The sequence below is a fragment of the Butyrivibrio sp. NATIVEDY162 genome (assembly GCF_045999815.1).
Lineage (GTDB): Bacteria > Bacillota > Clostridia > Lachnospirales > Lachnospiraceae > Butyrivibrio.
On the sequence record NZ_CP172573.1, the window covers coordinates 3,147,281 to 3,164,316 of the forward strand.

The window sequence follows — 17,036 nt, forward strand, 5'->3', positions numbered from 1 at the left end:
AGAAAGGACATAGTCTGATGAAAACAAGAGAAGAAGCACTAAGCTATGGTTTGTCTTTTCCTGACACATATCAGGAGGCGCCATTTCACGACCTTAATTGGCAGCTTGTCAGGGTGAAAAAATCCAGGAAAGCCTTTCTGTGGACATATGAAAAAGACGGTTTTATCAATTTGAATCTGAAGGTGGATCCGCAGTGGCGAGACCTTTGGAGAAAAACATATACAGCCGTACTTCCTGCATATCATCAGAACAAGGAGCACTGGAATACAGTTGTTTTGGATGGATCGATTCCTGATGCTGTCATAAAAAGAATGATCGCAGAGAGCTATGATCTTGTCACAGACTCACCTACCAAAAGAATTTATGAAGCGGTAAAGAAAATTCCAAAAGGGAAAGTTGCCACATATGCTGATGTTGCAGAGATGGCTGGAGATAGGAAAATGGCAAGAGCAGTTGGAAATGCTCTCCACAAAAATCCTGATCCGGGCACAATTCCCTGCCATCGCGTTGTCAATTCGAAGGGAGAACTAGCAGGTGAATATGCCTTTGGTGGAGCATGGAAGCAGGCGCAGATACTTGAAAGCGAAGGCGTTGAGATTGTTGGGAATAAGGTGAATCTTGAAAAATACAGAATTAGAAATAATACTTGACCTGACCCCAGCGGGATTTAAGCAGGTGAACATGCAAGCATATTTACTGATTGGAAGTGTAAAATAATTATTAAATTTAATAGCAATTTATAGCGCCCAATGCATAAAGGGGTGTACAATTTTTTTAAGATTTATTCAGGCTGGTAATTATAGTAACTATGAGGGGTTATGCTTAATGACTAATTGGAATTTCAACTATGTCATTCCAAGCCTTTTGATCTTAATAATAGTGATGGGGTATTATTTTTCACTACCCAGACTTCCGATCAGACTGAACAAGACATTCGTTGCTATTATGATCAACGAGGCATTTGTAATAATTTCCGACATTATCTCCAGTTGGGCAGATAACGAATACGAAGTGCTTTCGCCTTTGCTATTGGTTATGTTAAACTCGCTCTTTTTTATAGCTTTTCTGACTAGAACAATTCTGTTCTTTGAAATGACGGTAACTCTTCTTAGAGTGGCACCTTCACATAACACAGTTCGAAAGTGGCTGCTTAGAACACCATTTATATTTTCTGAGATAGTTGCTGTTTTGGGAATGTTCTACGGGTGCATTTTTTATATTGATGAAAATGGATACCACAGAGGACCTTATCATGGCATTATCTATGCGTGCCTCTATTTTTATCTGAGCTTGTCATTCTTTTACATTTTCACGCATTGGAATCGAATAAGGAGAAAGCATGAACGGCTTAGCCTTTTGGGATTTAACACAGTTTTGCTCATAGGCTCTATAATGAGAATCACATTGCCTAAAATGCTTTTATACGACACATTCTGTCTTATGGCGCTTCTGATCATATATCTGTCTTATGGTAACCCTGAATTTTATCTCGAACAGCGCAATATGGCATTTAACAGTAAAGCGCTGAGATCCTTTATTGAGGAAAATGAAAATGGCGGTAAATTCAAGATATTTGCATTCATAATTCGCGATTATCACGATGTGAGGGAGCTTTATGGAACTGCGCAGATGAATCAGGGCATCGCACTTATATCTGCCTTTTTGAGGAAAAATTACCCTGAACTTATTGAGTTCTATTATCAGAACGGACGATTTGTCCTTCTTGGTAACAAAGGAATGGACTGGCGTGAACTCCATGAGGAGATACGCCACAGATTTATGTTGCCCTGGAAATCCGATGATGCAGAACTGTACCTGGAAGCAGGATTCGCTCTTATTGATCTGACTCAGGGGTATGAAAAGGCAGACAAAGTACTAAATACAATAGGCATCATGCTTGAAAAAGCTGACATGATCGGTAACGGTGACGATGTGCTTACTGATGAATACGCACTTCAAAACTACGAGGATAGAATTTACTTAAAGCGTGCCATGGAAAGAGCCATCGATCAAAAAGCAGTGGAGATATATCTTCAACCCATCATAGATGCAAAAAAGAGATGCCTTGTAGGAGCAGAGGCCCTGGCCAGAATTCGCGATGAGAAGGGGCATATTGTTCCTCCGGGTGCGTTCATACCTATGGCTGAGCAGAATGGACGTATTAATGAGCTTGGTGAGCAGGTATTTGAGAAGGTATGCCAATTCATAGCAGATAATGATATTGATAAATTTGGACTTCAGTTTATAAATGTTAATTTGTCGCCTATTCAGTTCATGAGAACCGACCTTACTGAAAGACTGATGAGCGATGTAAGAAAATATGGAGTTGCACCGGAAAAGATTCATTTGGAGATAACTGAAGCTGCTATGATAGATGAGCTTCAGATGCTGAAGCAGATTCAGGCGATGAAAAATGAAGGCTTCAAATTCGTGCTGGATGACTATGGAAAAGGCTATTCCAATCTCGGAAGACTTAAGAAATGTCCTTTTATTAACGTCAAGCTTGATATGGAAATAGTATGGGATTACTGCGGATCACCGGATCCCATCCTGCCTATGATGGTAGGATCATTTAAAAAGATGAAATTCGGAATTACTGCTGAAGGAATAGAGACAGAGGATATGGCTAAAAAGATGACTGATATCGGCTGCGATTATCTGCAGGGGATGTTATTCTCTGCGCCTATTCCTCCTGAAGAATTCCTTGAGGTATATAGACGATAGTTGATTCGGACCGGTGAATCAACCTATATTATTTACGATACCGAATGAAATGCAGTTATCAAACAAGGCTTCAAAGTCAGTTCCTGCCTCACATTCACGGTTAGGAATGCCGTCTACCATAAGACTGACACCGCCTCCGTCAAATTCCTCAACAACTTTATATCTGTCGACGAAAAGACATTTTCTTGAGACGGTAACATTTCTTCGTACACCCTTAAATTCTGACATAGGGCAGCCGGGGAAGTTTATGTTTACTATCTGTCCGTAATCAAGCTTTACTTCCAAAGCTTCTTTCAGTATGTCCATAAGGCAGGCGTTGGTTACTTCGTGATTCCCCTCTGTGTGCTCAGAGAGAGCAATGGCATGATATCCTTGAAAAGCTGCCTCAAATGCGGCACCTGCAGTAGCTGAGTACTGAATATCCGTAGCTATGTTATAACCAAAATTGATGCCGGACAGTACAACGTCAGGTCTTTCGGGCATTACATTAAGACCACCGACTCTTACACAGTCACCGGGGGTTCCGCTACATGCAAAAGCATGCACTCCGTCAACCGGAAAATCATGTGGAATTACATCTATGGGTTCTCTGAGGGTTATACTGTGGGAAGCTGCACTTCTCTGGTGTGCCGGTGCAACTACCCAGACTTCTCCGAGTTCCTTTGCAGCTTTTGCAAGTCTGTGAATTCCGCTGGAATCTATACCGTCATCATTGGTTATAAGTATTTTTCTCATGTATCGTCCCCTTTATGTATCATTTTTTTCGTGGCATTTTGTAATATCTATTATCATAGCATAGATTGTTGAATTTTCTCAGAAATTCAATAATCGTACCGGATCAGGTCCTCGCAAAGAGAGGGTGCGTATTGGACCGGACATGGAAATAGCAACAAACAACAAGAAAATAAGCAACTTTCAAAAAGACAACAGGGCTATATAATGGGATTATTAAAATGTTGACAAAGCATAAAACTGACCACCTTACAAAATAGAAATGAGGACATAATATGGGTGCTTTCAAAACCGGTAAATACCGGAATCTTTTTAAAGAAATAGGTAAAACCGATGCTGAAATAGAGGCTAAGATAAAAGAAGCTGTTCAGACATTTTTCTACGATGAAAATGAGAGAATTTATCATGAAGCCGGAGATGACATGGGATACCTGACAGACACAGGTAATAACGATGCAAGAACAGAAGGAATGTCCTATGGCATGATGATGTGTGTGCAGCTCGATATGAAGGAGGAATTTGACCGCATTTGGAAATGGTCCAAGACCTATATGTTCATGGACGAGGGCGAAAATGAGGGTTACTTCGCCTGGTCATGCCAGACAGACGGGACCAAAAATGCATACGGACCTGCTCCTGACGGGGAGGAATTCTACGCCATGGCTCTTTTCTTTGCATCACACAGATGGGGTGACGGAGAAGGAATATTCGAATATAGCAGACAGGCCAGAGACCTTCTTAGTGCGTGTCTTCACAAGGGAGAAAACGGAAGACCGGGATGTCCTATGTGGAACAGGGAAAACGGACAGATATTATTTGTACCCGGAAGCCCGCACACGGATCCGTCCTATCATCTTCCTCATTTTTATGAACTCTTTGCGCTGTGGGCAAACGAGGAGGACAGAGAGTTTTTTAAACATGCAGCCGAAGTGAGCAGAGATTATCTGGTAAAGGCCTGTCACAAGGAAACGGGACTTAGTCCGGAGTATGGCAACTTTGACGGAACACCTATGGATAAGGTGCTTCCATGGGGACAGTTTGGTGACTTCTTTAGCGATGCATACAGAACTGCGGCAAATATAGGGCTTGATGCAGTCTGGTTTGGAGAAGAAAAAAAGCATCTTGGGGCTCCGCTCCGTATGATGAAGTTCTTTGGAACGGATTTGGAAGCGGTAAGATGTGCCTACAAGGTTGATGGCACACCGCTCGAGAGACCGGTTCTTCATCCGCTTGGGTTACTTTCGGCAACTGCGCAGGGGGCGCTTGCAGCTGCTGATGAGGATTTCGAAACCGCAAAAAAATGGGTAGAGTGGTTTTGGAATCAGCCGCTTAGAAAGGGAGTGCGCAGATATTATGACAATTGTCTTTACATGTTTGCGCTGTTGGCACTTTCCGGCAATTACAGAATATATTAATCCGACGCAGGGTTAGGCCTGTGAAGATTATTATATAAAAAAGGGGATACCCAAAAATTGGAGGAGGTTTTTTTATGGGTAAACAATTAATCTATTCGGTGTATTTCATACTACCGATACTTTTGCTGTGGGGAGCAAAACCGGCCAAAAAAGGCGAGTGGAACGACGGCTTATCACTTAGCCAGACTAAGGCTTTTCAGGGATTTCTTGCAATCTGCATCATGCTTCATCACATTGGTCAAAAGACCTGTGCATCCTGGCTTTTTCCCAAGAGCCGCATTATTCCGGGACTGGAATTTTTCGTTCCCATCGGATACATTCTTGTATCATTCTTCATGTTCTTTAATGGCTACGGAGCTTATAAGAGCTTCCACACCAAGAAGAATTATTTAAACGGATTTGTGAAAAAGAGGGTGCTTCCTGTTGTTCTTTCACTGTATTCAACAACGGTTATCTTTTTCATTGCGCGTCTCCTTGTTGGAGAGAAAATTGACGGGCAGGGAGCATTTTTCTATCTTACCAGCATAAAGCTCTGCAATCCCTACACCTGGTACGTGATCGTGCTTCCGTTCTTTTATCTGGCATTTTACTTTGCTTTCAGATTCATTAAAAAGGACGGCTTTGCAGTAGCTGCAACTACAGCCTTTGTGGTAGCCTACATTCTGCTGGGGACAAGCATTGATCACAACGATTTCCTTATCAGAGGAGAGTGGTGGTGGAACTGTGTTCACATGTTCCCGGTTGGTATGATTTTTGCAAAGTATGAGAATAAGATCATTCCACATCTCAAGAAATACTACCTGATATATGCGATAGTTGCAGTTGCGGCACTTTATCCTTTGTATCTGTATTCGGTTTATGCACAGGACGCATTCTCATATTACGGAGAGAACTTCTTTGCACCTGATAAGGTAATGAGAAGAAGGCTGACTCTCCTTAGTCAGGTATTTGTTACCATGGACTTTGTATTAGCCTCACTCCTTCTTGGAATGAAGGTTAAGATAGGCAACAGATTCCTGAAATTCATGGGAACCATAACCCTTGAATTTTATCTGATCCACGGATTATTCGTAGAGCTCTGCGATCACACCTTTGATGGCGGTGTACCGTCACCTTTTCATATCAAAAACGTGTTCCTGTATGTGCTCGTAGTATTTGCTCTGGGAGTTCCCTCAGCGATACTGTTAAAGAAATTTCACGGGTTGATACTAGGAACCGGCAGCAAGAAAAAGAAGCAAAAAGAATTGAAGAAAGCATCCTGATAAAAATGACTTATGACGGCATGGAGCTGTCATAAGTCATTTTTTTATCGTAACTTAATGCGCTGTTTATCACAATTTTATACCAATGTTGGATAATAAATTATGATGACGCTTAGTATGTATAATATGAGGACTATCATATGAAAAAAAGGATGATTTCAAGCATACTGGTATTAGGTCTTTCACTGTTTATGACCTCTTCGTGCAGCGGATCAGCTGATGAGGTTATTGGAAGTGATGCTCAAGAGGAAAGTGCATCTCCCGTAGTTATCGATATCACTCTTACAGATGAGGAATACGGGATTGGAGTAAACAAAAACAAGCCTGAACTCCTTGAGGGGATCAATAAGTATATTGAAGAAGGCTTGCATAATGGGAAGTATGAGGAAATCACGGGTCATTATTTCGGAGGCGAAGGCGAACCGGTTGGAGTCCCTGCCAACGAAATTAAGTCCGGAGTGGACCAGCTTGTTGTGGCAACCACAGCTGACTTTGAGCCCTTCGACATGGAAGAGGGGGATATTCACTACGGCATAGATAAGGAGATCATGAAATACCTGGCAGATTCTCTTGGAAAAGAGCTGGTTTTTGTGAACGTAAACTTTGATCTTCTTTTTGCGACGGTTTCTCAGGGTAAATGTGATGCCTGCATTGCGGGAATAACAATAAATGATGATAGAAAAGAATATGTGGATTTTTCAGTTCCCTATTTTGAGGCGGGGCTGTGCCTTGTTGCGGGTAGCGAAGAAAATGATTTTTCCGGGGCCAAAACAAGAGAAGAGATAGAGGATATTCTCAGTACCCTCGATGAATCTACTGTAATAGCGGTTGAGAGTAAGACTACCGGTGAAGATTATCTGGAAGGGACTGGAGACACAGCCTTTGAGGGTGTGAGCTGCAAAATTCTAAGGTGCTCTACATTAAGTGAATGCATAAATGCTTTGAAAAACGGCTCCTGTGACTATGTTATAGGCGACAATGCAACGCTGAAATACATGCTTGCTGATAAGTGACAAATAAATGGCTTGTGGGGCTTTTTGAATGAAAACGATAAAGAATAATATCTGGTTAATCATATGTATCATTCTGCTGATTATTCTTACGGGACTTGTAATAGGGCTTGTTTCTCTTGTAAAGGGCGAGGACAGTAAGAAGATAGTAGTAGGTGCGGTTTTCATTGATGATGTAAATGATAGTGGCTGGAATGAGTATCATTATAACGGTCTAAAGAAGGTGTGCATTGATCTGGGCCTCAGGCTGGAAATTGCTACCAATATTGCAGAGACACGTGAAAGCGCAGAGCCTGCAATAGATGAGCTGGTGCAAAAGGGATGCAGTACGATTTTTCTTACTAGTGAAGGCTTCGGAAGTAACTTGTACCCTGTGATGGAAAAATATAAGGATGTGGTTTTTTATACTGTTTCTCCCGAATCGGACGTTTCTAACGCAAACACATATTTTTGCAGATTGTCAGAGGTACGCTATTTGTCAGGCATAGTTGCGGGGAAAATGACTTCATCCAATGTAATTGGCTTTGTTGCTGGTGGAAAAAACGGACAGACGGGCAGATCAATTAATGCCTTCACTCTGGGCGTGCGTTCAGTAAATCCAAAAGCAGTTGTGAAGGTAAAATATCTTACATCATGGACGGATCCCGAAGGAGAGTATCAGGCTGCAAAAGAATTGATAGAACAGGACGGTGCAGACATTATTACTTATCATGCGAGCATTCACACGGCAATAGATGCTGCTGAGGATCTGGGTGCTTATTCCATAGGTTATAACAAAGTATCAAAGAGCTATTCGGATAGGGAGCTGACTGCTGTTGCATGTAACTGGGAAATTGTCTACAAGACAATGCTGGATGACTACATAAAAGGTGCAAATACCTCTGACCAGATGTACTGGATTGGTATGAATAGCGGAGCGGTTAAAATGACAGAGTATTCAAGGCTGGTTCCAGATGACGTGAGAAGCCTTGTAAATGAAAACGCCAAAAGACTGATCCGTGGTGATGGCGTTTTTCAGGGGGATATAATCAGCAATACAGGGAAAGTGATGTGTAGAAAAGGGGAGAGAATAAGTGATGTGGCTCTTCTCACAAAAATGGACTGGCTAGTGGAGGGAGTGGAGATAGATGAATAATAAGCTCCGTTATCTGACAGGACAAATGATCGCTGTGCTAATAGTTGCTGCTCTTGTTATGGTGGCATTGGGAGCTTTTTTGAATGCTACCATAGAAAAAAGGCTTTCTGAAGTGGTTGCTCAGGACATTACCGTAAGGGCCAGAGCTGCTGCAGATTATTACTCTGAGCATTTATTAACTGAAATGGTAACCCTTGAGCATATTGGTGCTGTTTTGGAAAAAGATGTGATGCGTAATGATAAGGAAAACGAGAACAGGGCAAAAACTGTAATTGACTATGTGTTTATGTCTGAGCCAAGTGTTCTGTATGGCATTATGGATGCGGAGAAAAATCCATTATATGGCGGCAGCATAGAAGCCTCGGAGTATGATGAGCTTTTGTATGCTTTCCGCGGAAATTCAGGTGTTTCCTACATGCAGACAGGAGCACTTCTTTTTTCTTATTCCGTGCTTCATGGAGATAATGTCAGATATGTTCTCTATGCCATCTGTCCCTCTGCCTATGTCAGGAGCAAGCATGGGCTGGGGATGATCAACAATATTGGAAATGTCTGTGTCATGAATTCAAACGGAGAAAGCATTATTCCGTTTTCCTATGCTGAAAAGGGAGACAGTGATTTTTTTAACAGCAAATCTGTGAAAAATTTATACAAAAAAATAAGGCGTGAACATAACCACGGAACTGTAGGGATAGAAAAAGCAAAAACCATAAAAGGAGATATGTTTTTCTTTTCGGCAGAGATAAAAAATACACCCTTTGTACTTGCAGGGGCAATTGATTATAAAACGGCAATGAATGAGCTTGCAATTGTCAGATATACAACAATGACGGTATATGTAATCTTTCTTATGATAGGCCTTGTCTTTGCCGTTATGCTGATTTTATCTTCAGTGAAGATAAGAGAGAGCAATGAGCTCAGAGAAGCCAAGCAAATCGCAGAGGATGCAGCAAAGGCAAAGGGACTTTTCCTTGCAAATATGTCTCATGAGATAAGGACCCCGATCAATGCTATCCTCGGTATGGATGAAATGATACTCAGGCAGACCAGGGATGGGAAGCTTTTACAGTACGCGCATAGCATAAAAAGCTCAGCTACCTCACTTCTTAGTCTTGTGAACGATGTTCTGGATTTTTCAGCTATCGAGGCGGGAAAACTTAAAATAAAAGAAGAACCCTACGATATCTCTGTTATGCTGACAGATATATCAGTAATGGTGAAGAAAAGGGCTGAGGATAAGGGACTTACGTTCTCTATCGGCATAGACAGAGAGATGCCGGATCATCTGATCGGTGACGTTACAAGAATAAAGCAGATAATAATAAATATTGTTACGAATGGAATAAAGTACACAAGAGAGGGCTTTGTTCACCTTGGTATCAGCTTTGAAAAGATAAGCGATGAAGAAATCACTCTGGAAATAGCGGTAAAGGACACCGGAATCGGAATGAAGCAGGAGAACATAGACAAACTGTTTCTTGCTTTTGAGAGGTTTGATGAAAATAAAAACCGAACGATTGAAGGCACAGGGCTTGGCATGAGCATTGTAAAGCAGATTCTTGATGCCATGCACGGAGAGCTGGACGTAAGAAGTGTCTATGGAGCGGGTACAGAGTTCTCTGTCAGGATCAATCAGAAGGTCGCTAATTGGGAGAAAATCGAGGATTATGAGGATTCTGCGCAAAGAGCAGCGCTAAATAAGGAAAACTATCAGCCAAGCTTCTATGCGCCTGATATAAGAATTCTGGCAGTTGATGATATGGAGATAAACTTAAGGGTTGTTGAGGGACTTTTGGAACAGACAGGCGTTTTGATCGATTCTGCAATCAGTGGAAGGCAGGCTCTGGAGCTTATCAGAAAAAACAGATATGACATAATGCTGATCGACCACAGAATGCCGGAGATGGATGGTGTTGAGCTCCTTCAGAACATCAGAGGAATGACAAACAATGATAATAGTAAGAGCGTGTGTATAGCCCTTACGGCAAACGTTACAGAGGGTGTGCGTGACAAGTATATATCCTTTGGATTTGATGATTACCTTGAAAAGCCTGTGAACGGATTGCTTCTGGAGAAAACAATTTTACAATATATTCCGAAGGATAAGCTGAAAGATGTGGCAGACAGAGAGGCGACAAAAGCTCTGAGAGAGGTTCGGGACGAAACTGATACGAATAGTACTGACGAGGATGTTGTGCCGGCTGATGACAATATATCGGATGAGGCTCCGGCTGAAACTGATGTAAAGACAGAGCTTAAAAGGCTGGAGAATGAAGGGGTTATCGATATGACCAACGTGCTGGAGTATGCAGGCACTGAGGATATATATATTGATACGCTCAGGTTCTATAAGAACACCATAGATAAGAAGGCGGATGAGATTGAGCAGCTTTTTAATGATAACAATATAGAAGACTATACCATCAAGGTTCATGCACTTAAGAGCTCATCAAAAATGGTGGGGCTGATGGAACTTTCGGAGATGGCAAGACTTCTGGAGATGGCGGGGAAGAACGGTGACATAGACTATATAAAGGACAACACGGAAAAGGTGCTGGAAAAATACCGTTCCTATAATGATATTCTCGCAAATATTTAGAACTGTTATGAGATGCAGTTTTGACACCTGATCGGGGTAAGAATGATAAGGGATAATATCACGGAAAACAAGACTGAACTAAAAAAACATCTCACACCTGTAGGTGCCTGGGCGCTTGCTTTTGGATGCAGCGTCGGATGGGGCGCTTTTGTGATGCCTGGCACTACCTTCATTCCTCTGGCAGGACCCGTGGGAACTGCTTTAGGTATGCTTATCGGCGGCCTGGTAATGCTCCTGATAGGCGTCAATTTTCACTACATGATGAATAAGTACCCCGATGATGGCGGCACCTATTCTTTTTCAAAAAATGTCTTTGGATACGATCAGGGTTTTCTTGGTGCGTGGTTTCTTCTTTTGGTATACATGGCTATTGTGTGGGCAAATGGTACGGCTATTCCCATCATCTTTAGGAATCTGTTTCCGGGAGTGCTGGAAACAGGGCCTTCTTACAATATTGCAGGATTTGAAGTATATGTTTATGAATCACTTCTATCGGCCGCTATCATTGCAGCGGCAGGCTTTGTTTGCCTGATGGGAGGCCGTACGTCTTCGGCTGTTCAAAGCATAATGGCATTTGTGCTGCTAGGGGGGATAGTGATTACGGCCGGGCTTCTTTTTGTTGACGGGCATATGGATGTTACCACCTTTGAGCCTGCTTTTGTTCCGGGAAAATCGAAAGCTTTTCAGATATTCCAGATAGTTGCGCTGGCACCCTGGGCTTATGTGGGTTTTGAGTCTATATCACATTCCACTGAAGAGTTTAAATTTTCACAAAAAAAGACCTTGCGGATATTCTTTTCTGCGATTGTAGCGGGGGCGGCGGCTTATTCGCTCCTTGCTCTTATTGCAGTATCTGTCCTGCCACAGGGTGTTTCCAATTGGACTTCATATATTGACAATCTTCAGGATTATAGCGGCCTTGCCGGCCTTCCGACTTTTCATGCAGCTACCATGATCCTTGGAAATAAGGGATTTATGCTCCTTGGATTTGCTGTGGTGGCAGGTATTCTCACAGGACTTATCGGTAATCTTATAGCAGCCAGCAGACTTATATATGTAATGGCAAAGGATGGACTTTTCCCTTTATGGGTTGGAAGGCTGAATAACAGATCTGTACCCTATAAGGCTATCTTATGCATAACAGCAGTGTCTATGATCATTCCCTTTTTCGGAAGAACAGCCATTAGCTGGATTGTGGATATTAACACAATCGGAGCGACAGTTGCCTATGCTTATACATCTCTTGCTGCATACAAATGTGCCAGGGATAATGACGATGTGACTGTGAAAATAACAGGACTTATTGGCTTTATTATCTCGATGGTATTTACTCTGTATTTCCTCATTCCCAATTTGTGGACAGTTGAAGCTCTCCCTCAGCAGTCATATCTCATAATTATCCTGTGGAGTATAGCCGGCTTCGTAGTGTTCTATTTTATTCTGAAAAACGATAAGGAGAAAAACTTTGGGCACTCTACACTGTCCCTCCTGGCACTTCTGTTTTTGGTGTTCTTTATCAGTATGCTGTGGTTTAGAGAGGCTTCCAATGATACGGCTGAGAACGCTCTAAACGATCTTAATGAGTACCATTTCAGCCAACATGAGGATGACAATTTAGAAATAGACGATGAAATCAGGGAGGTAAATGACTTTATAGATGTCAAGGTAAAGGAAGTCAATAACTCTCTTCAGATTAAGAGTATGATCCAGATGGCTGTCATTATGCTGGCGCTCTATGTAATGTTTAGTGTATACCGGACAATGCACGACAGAGAGCGTGATATGGAAAGACAGAAGATCATTGCTGAGGAAAACAGTAAGGCGAAGAGTGTTTTTTTGTCAAATATGAGTCATGATCTCAGAACTCCTTTGAATGCCATAATCGGATATACGGAACTTACCAAGGATGTCAAAGGCATGCCGCCTGAGGCTGTTGACAATCTTGGAAAGATTGAGTATTCGGGCAAGCACCTGCTGTCACTTATTAATGACATTCTCGATATGGGCAGGATTGAAAGCGGCAAGATGAACCTCGAGATTGAGGAGGCGGACATAACAGCATTGATCCGTCAGGTTAAGGTTATTTTTATGCCACAGATGAAGGCTAAGAACTTAACCTTTGAAGTGTCAACGGACGATGTGCAGAACAAGTATGTAAAATGTGATGCTAACCGTTTGGACAGGGTGCTGCTTAATCTGATAAGCAATGCTTTTAAATTTACTCCTGAGGGCGGAACTATTACGCTGACCGTGCAGCAGAGAGGGACTGTGGCAGGTAAAGGTATCTACGAAATAAGGGTTCAAGACACAGGAATGGGTATGAGTCCTGAGTTTGCAAGAACGGTTTTTGAGGCTTATTCCCGTGAAAAAACCGATGACAGGATTCAGGGGACAGGCCTTGGAATGGCCATTACCAAGAGCATAATAGAACTAATGGATGGTAAGATAAGAGTTGAGTCCGAAAAGGGAAAAGGCTCTTTGTTCATAATAAATATTCCATTTGAAGTGATAGCTGATGAGGATTATTGCAAAAAGCACAATGTTGCTAAACAGGATGCAGATGATTACAGTAAGTACACCGTTCTTCTTGTAGAAGATCAGGCTATCAATAAAGAAATAGCCACCAGGCTTTTAAAAAAGTATGGCTTTAAGGTTGATGCCGCGGATAATGGGCAGATAGCTATTGATAAGATTACTTCATCCGCGCCGGGAACCTATGACCTTATTCTCATGGACATTCAGATGCCTGTTATGGACGGCTATACTGCATCCCGGGCCATAAGAAAACTGGATGACCCGGGGATTAACAGCATTCCCATTATAGCCATGTCTGCCAATGCGTTCGAAGAGGATGTCAGAAATGCAAAGGAAAGCGGTATGAACGGGCATATTGCCAAACCTATTGAAGTGTCCAGAATGATGGATGCTATACGAGATGTATTGTGCTGATTTTTGCAGATTTTTCTGTGATTATGTACCCGGCTGTGTTAGAATTTAATGGTACATCGTTTGATTATCTGGGAATTTATTAATTATAGATGCGGTGTGTCGGTGATGCGGATCACCGTTATGGTCAGGGAAAGCTCTGATGGATGAGGGGGTCATCTTAAGGAGGCGGTAGTATGAGAAAAGACAGATTTGCGAAGGTTATAGCCATGGGCCTTGTGTGCTCTATGGCTTTTTTGAGTGCTTGTGGAAAGAAGGACGGAGTCATTGCCGAGGGTGGCGACAGACCTGCTACGGAAATAGACAAGGACCATGTATACAGTTTCGAGGATGTTGACATCCCTGTAGGTAAGAACAGCAGCTTGGTAAAGGTGTGCGCCAATAAGGACAGTCTGCTTGCTTCTGTTTATGATTACAGCAGTGAAACGGGACATAACTCTTTTTACAAGGTGCCCTTTGAAACAGGCGAGGCCAGTAAGCTTGAGATTAATGGTCAAGATAATGCCTCTGTCGATAATTTTGCATATGATGATGACGGAAATGTATATGTATTAGCATATACATATGGAGAATCAGACGGAGAGGATGCTGAGCTGTATGAAGACTCCGAGGTGGCAGAAGGTGCTGAAGGTGATGAGGCAGCAGAAGAGACAAACTCAGCAGACGATACAGAGGCAGCAGAAGGTGATGAGCCTGCAAATGAAAAGAAGGCTGTTACTGAAACTGCAGTGGATTCAGAGGCTGAGACTTCTGATGCAGAAACTACTGAGTCAGAAAACAGCGAGGAAGATGAAGTTGAGAATAGTGAATCTGATTCCGAAGCCGATGTGATCGAGGATTCCGGGGAGTATGATCACACAGTAAGCATAACTAAGCTTACTGCTGAAGGTAAAACTGTGTGGGATACACCTATTGTTGGAGAGGATAAAGATGCTTATGTCAGATCCATGGTCTACGCCAAGGGACTCGGAGTGCTTACCTGTTCAGAACTGGGTGTAAATCTCTATGATGAGAGTAATGGCCAGTGTAAATCGCTTTATAAGAGAGAACAGAAGGAAAATTCGTATTACGACGGATATCTTTTCAGTATGAAAAATGGAGACGTTTACCTTATTGCCAGTGAAGACGGAAGTGATACCACCGTTAGTAAGCTGGATACTGCACAGATGAGCTTTACGGATACAGGAGTAAAGCTTCCAGATGAGGTATACGACGGATATGGACTATTTGCCGGAAAAAGCTATGACTTCTATTACCATAATGGAGGCGGAATCGAGGCATTTAACCTGGGAGATGACAAAACTACCGAGATTTGCGATTTTACTGCATCAAATGCACTTGTAAACATGGTCAACTTTATATGTGAAACAGATGACGGAAGACTTGTGGTTTCAAATTCTTCGGGAGATGATTCCACATTGAGTTATCTGACAAAGGTTGATCCTTCTTCAGTTGAGGAGAGAGAAGTCCTGACTCTCGGAACAGTATTTATTTCAGATGAGATCAGAAAGCAGGTTGTAAAGTTTAATAAAGCCAGTGATAAGTACAAAATAAGCGTGGTGGATTATGCTGATCTTGCCGGTGAAGAGGCCGGTGATGATGAAAACAGCGATATATACATGACAGGAATAAATAAGCTTAGTCTTGATATCACACAGGGCAAGGCACCTGACATAATTGTGGTTGAAAACAACATGCCTTTTGAGAGCTATGCAATAAAGGGCGCGATCGAGCCTCTTGATCCTTACTTTGAGGCTGACGAGGATGTTTCAATAGCAGATTATCTGTCCAATGTACTTGAATCTACCAAGGTGAAAGGTCAGATGTACTCCATCATTCCGAAGTTTGATATAGTGACCTGTGTTGTAGCAAAAGACAATACCAACGGAGAGGTGATAACTCTCGACAATTACAAGGAGGTATGTGAGCGCCTCGGCATTGATCCCAAGGTTGGAATGGGAATGCTCACACGAAGCGATGCACGTTCTTTATATGAGACAATCGGTAGCTCCTATGTTAATTATGAGGATGGGACCTGCAGTTTTGATACAGACGGATTTATAAAGCTTTTGGAGTTTATTAAGGAACTGCCTGAGGATACTGATGAGGACATTGATTACGATGAGTATGAGGCGTATTACAGAGAAAATAAATCTCTTATGAAGGGCTACTGGCTCAGCTCCTTTGAGGACTATCAGGTACTGAAAAAAGGATATTTTGGAAAAGATATTGAGTTTAACGGTTATCCGACAAACAAAGACGGAAAATCCTATATACAGGCTATGGATCAGATAGCCATGAGCAGCTCCTGCAAGGATAAACAGGCAGTATGGGAGTTCATGAAGTCCTTTATTTCAGAGGATTATCAGAAGAACATAGAGTGGGGATTCCCGATAGAGAGAAAAGCCATGGATGCACTTGCTAAGAAAGCGCAGGAAAAGCCTTATTACATTGATGAGAACGGCAAAAAAGTAGAAACCACTTCTGTCTGGAGTATCGGCGGCCTTGATGTGAACATTGAAGCGCTATCAGAGGAAGAAACCCAGGATGTGGTCGGATTCATCGAATCTGTTACCAACAGTGAGAACAGGGATGAAAATGTCATAAAGATCATCGAAGAAGAGGCAGCAGCCTACTATGAAGGCCAAAAGAGCGCCGAAGAGGTTGCCGACATAATCCAGAGCAGAGTATCAATATACCTTAGCGAGCAGATGTGATAATTGAAAACTTCCCACACCTTTAATAAGCACCGGTGCAGTCTTCTTGCTGCTTTTGCATCGAAATTATATTTTATGAGGATTTGATATATGCTGTGCGAAGCTTGTCTGAGCAACTGCTCAAAGGTCTGCCTCGAACTCATCTCATATTCATTATGCCCTCTTGTTTTTCTAAAGGCCAAATTGCTTTCCTATTTGCATGCTCCGAAAAGAACTTGCAAGGCGCATAGTAAATTCAAAGGTCATGGTCATTGCCCGCCTTGCTTCAGACATTTTTCTCCGCATGCAGGAAAGCAATTTTGGGCCTTAAGAAAAACTTACGAGTGCATAAAATCATCTGAGATGAGTCCGAGACAGACCTACGGAGCAGTTGTGAGTTCTGAAGCACAGCATATGTCTATCAAATCCTCATAAAATATAATGGTATGAGATGCAGCAGCAAGAAGACTGCACCGGTGCTTTTCTAAGGTGTGGGAAGTTTTTCAGATAGATAATA

Annotated in this window: 10 protein-coding genes; 9 read left to right on the forward strand and 1 reads right to left on the reverse strand. The window is 42.2% G+C overall.

Annotated features, from left to right (window positions below):
• The first annotated feature begins 17 nt into the window (after window positions 1–17).
• Window positions 18–650 carry a methylated-DNA--[protein]-cysteine S-methyltransferase gene (locus ACHCNF_RS13755; RefSeq protein WP_408070319.1) on the forward strand — a complete coding sequence of 211 codons (633 nt, stop codon included), beginning with the start codon at window positions 18–20 and terminating at the stop codon, window positions 648–650.
• Window positions 651–825: 175 nt separating this feature from the next.
• On the forward strand, window positions 826–2,724 hold the full coding sequence (locus ACHCNF_RS13760) for an EAL domain-containing protein (RefSeq protein ID WP_408070320.1): 1,899 nt from the start codon (window positions 826–828) through the stop codon (window positions 2,722–2,724).
• 18 nt (window positions 2,725–2,742) lie between these two features.
• Here the strand turns inward: ACHCNF_RS13760 and surE are convergent, their stop codons facing one another.
• A complete protein-coding gene (surE, locus tag ACHCNF_RS13765; protein WP_408070321.1) occupies window positions 2,743–3,459 on the reverse strand; it encodes a 5'/3'-nucleotidase SurE in 717 nt (238 codons plus the stop codon).
• 272 nt (window positions 3,460–3,731) lie between these two features.
• On the opposite strand from surE, the gene ACHCNF_RS13770 reads away from it, so the two are divergent.
• The 7 genes from ACHCNF_RS13770 to ACHCNF_RS13800 all read left to right on the forward strand — a co-directional run bounded on the left by ACHCNF_RS13770 (window position 3,732) and on the right by ACHCNF_RS13800 (window position 16,540).
• A complete protein-coding gene (locus ACHCNF_RS13770) occupies window positions 3,732–4,871 on the forward strand; it encodes a family 8 glycosyl hydrolase (protein WP_408070322.1) in 1,140 nt (379 codons plus the stop codon).
• 74 nt (window positions 4,872–4,945) lie between these two features.
• Window positions 4,946–6,133 carry an acyltransferase family protein gene (locus tag ACHCNF_RS13775; RefSeq protein WP_408070323.1) on the forward strand — a complete coding sequence of 396 codons (1,188 nt, stop codon included), beginning with the start codon at window positions 4,946–4,948 and terminating at the stop codon, window positions 6,131–6,133.
• A gap of 140 nt (window positions 6,134–6,273) precedes the next feature.
• Window positions 6,274–7,146 (forward strand): transporter substrate-binding domain-containing protein, encoded by an 873-nt coding sequence (locus tag ACHCNF_RS13780; protein ID WP_408070324.1) that lies wholly within the window; start codon window positions 6,274–6,276, stop codon window positions 7,144–7,146.
• 28 nt (window positions 7,147–7,174) lie between these two features.
• Entirely contained in the window at window positions 7,175–8,278 is a 1,104-nt protein-coding gene (locus ACHCNF_RS13785) for a BMP family ABC transporter substrate-binding protein (RefSeq protein WP_408070325.1), read from the forward strand.
• The gene (locus ACHCNF_RS13790) at window positions 8,271–10,877 is read left to right on the forward strand and encodes an ATP-binding protein (RefSeq protein WP_408070326.1); all 2,607 of its coding nucleotides are present in this window, start codon (window positions 8,271–8,273) and stop codon (window positions 10,875–10,877) included. The genes ACHCNF_RS13785 and ACHCNF_RS13790 overlap by 8 nt, the downstream gene beginning before the upstream one ends.
• Window positions 10,878–10,919: 42 nt before the next feature.
• Window positions 10,920–13,826 (forward strand): ATP-binding response regulator, encoded by a 2,907-nt coding sequence (locus ACHCNF_RS13795; protein WP_408070327.1) that lies wholly within the window; start codon window positions 10,920–10,922, stop codon window positions 13,824–13,826.
• Window positions 13,827–13,999: 173 nt separating this feature from the next.
• Window positions 14,000–16,540: an extracellular solute-binding protein gene (locus tag ACHCNF_RS13800; RefSeq protein WP_408070328.1), complete on the forward strand. Its 2,541-nt coding sequence runs from the start codon at window positions 14,000–14,002 to the stop codon at window positions 16,538–16,540.
• The last annotated feature ends 496 nt before the right edge of the window (window positions 16,541–17,036 follow it).

Bases quoted from the DNA above. Each gene is read 5' to 3' on its own strand.
- ACHCNF_RS13755 (WP_408070319.1), top strand. From the start codon at position 18: ATGAAAACAAGAGAAGAAGCACTAAGCTATGGTTTGTCTTTTCCTGAC.
- ACHCNF_RS13760 (WP_408070320.1), top strand. From the start codon at position 826: ATGACTAATTGGAATTTCAACTATGTCATTCCAAGCCTTTTGATCTTA.
- surE (WP_408070321.1), bottom strand. From the start codon at position 3,459: ATGAGAAAAATACTTATAACCAATGATGACGGTATAGATTCCAGCGGA.
- ACHCNF_RS13770 (WP_408070322.1), top strand. From the start codon at position 3,732: ATGGGTGCTTTCAAAACCGGTAAATACCGGAATCTTTTTAAAGAAATA.
- ACHCNF_RS13775 (WP_408070323.1), top strand. From the start codon at position 4,946: ATGGGTAAACAATTAATCTATTCGGTGTATTTCATACTACCGATACTT.
- ACHCNF_RS13780 (WP_408070324.1), top strand. From the start codon at position 6,274: ATGAAAAAAAGGATGATTTCAAGCATACTGGTATTAGGTCTTTCACTG.
- ACHCNF_RS13785 (WP_408070325.1), top strand. From the start codon at position 7,175: ATGAAAACGATAAAGAATAATATCTGGTTAATCATATGTATCATTCTG.
- ACHCNF_RS13790 (WP_408070326.1), top strand. From the start codon at position 8,271: ATGAATAATAAGCTCCGTTATCTGACAGGACAAATGATCGCTGTGCTA.
- ACHCNF_RS13795 (WP_408070327.1), top strand. From the start codon at position 10,920: ATGATAAGGGATAATATCACGGAAAACAAGACTGAACTAAAAAAACAT.
- ACHCNF_RS13800 (WP_408070328.1), top strand. From the start codon at position 14,000: ATGAGAAAAGACAGATTTGCGAAGGTTATAGCCATGGGCCTTGTGTGC.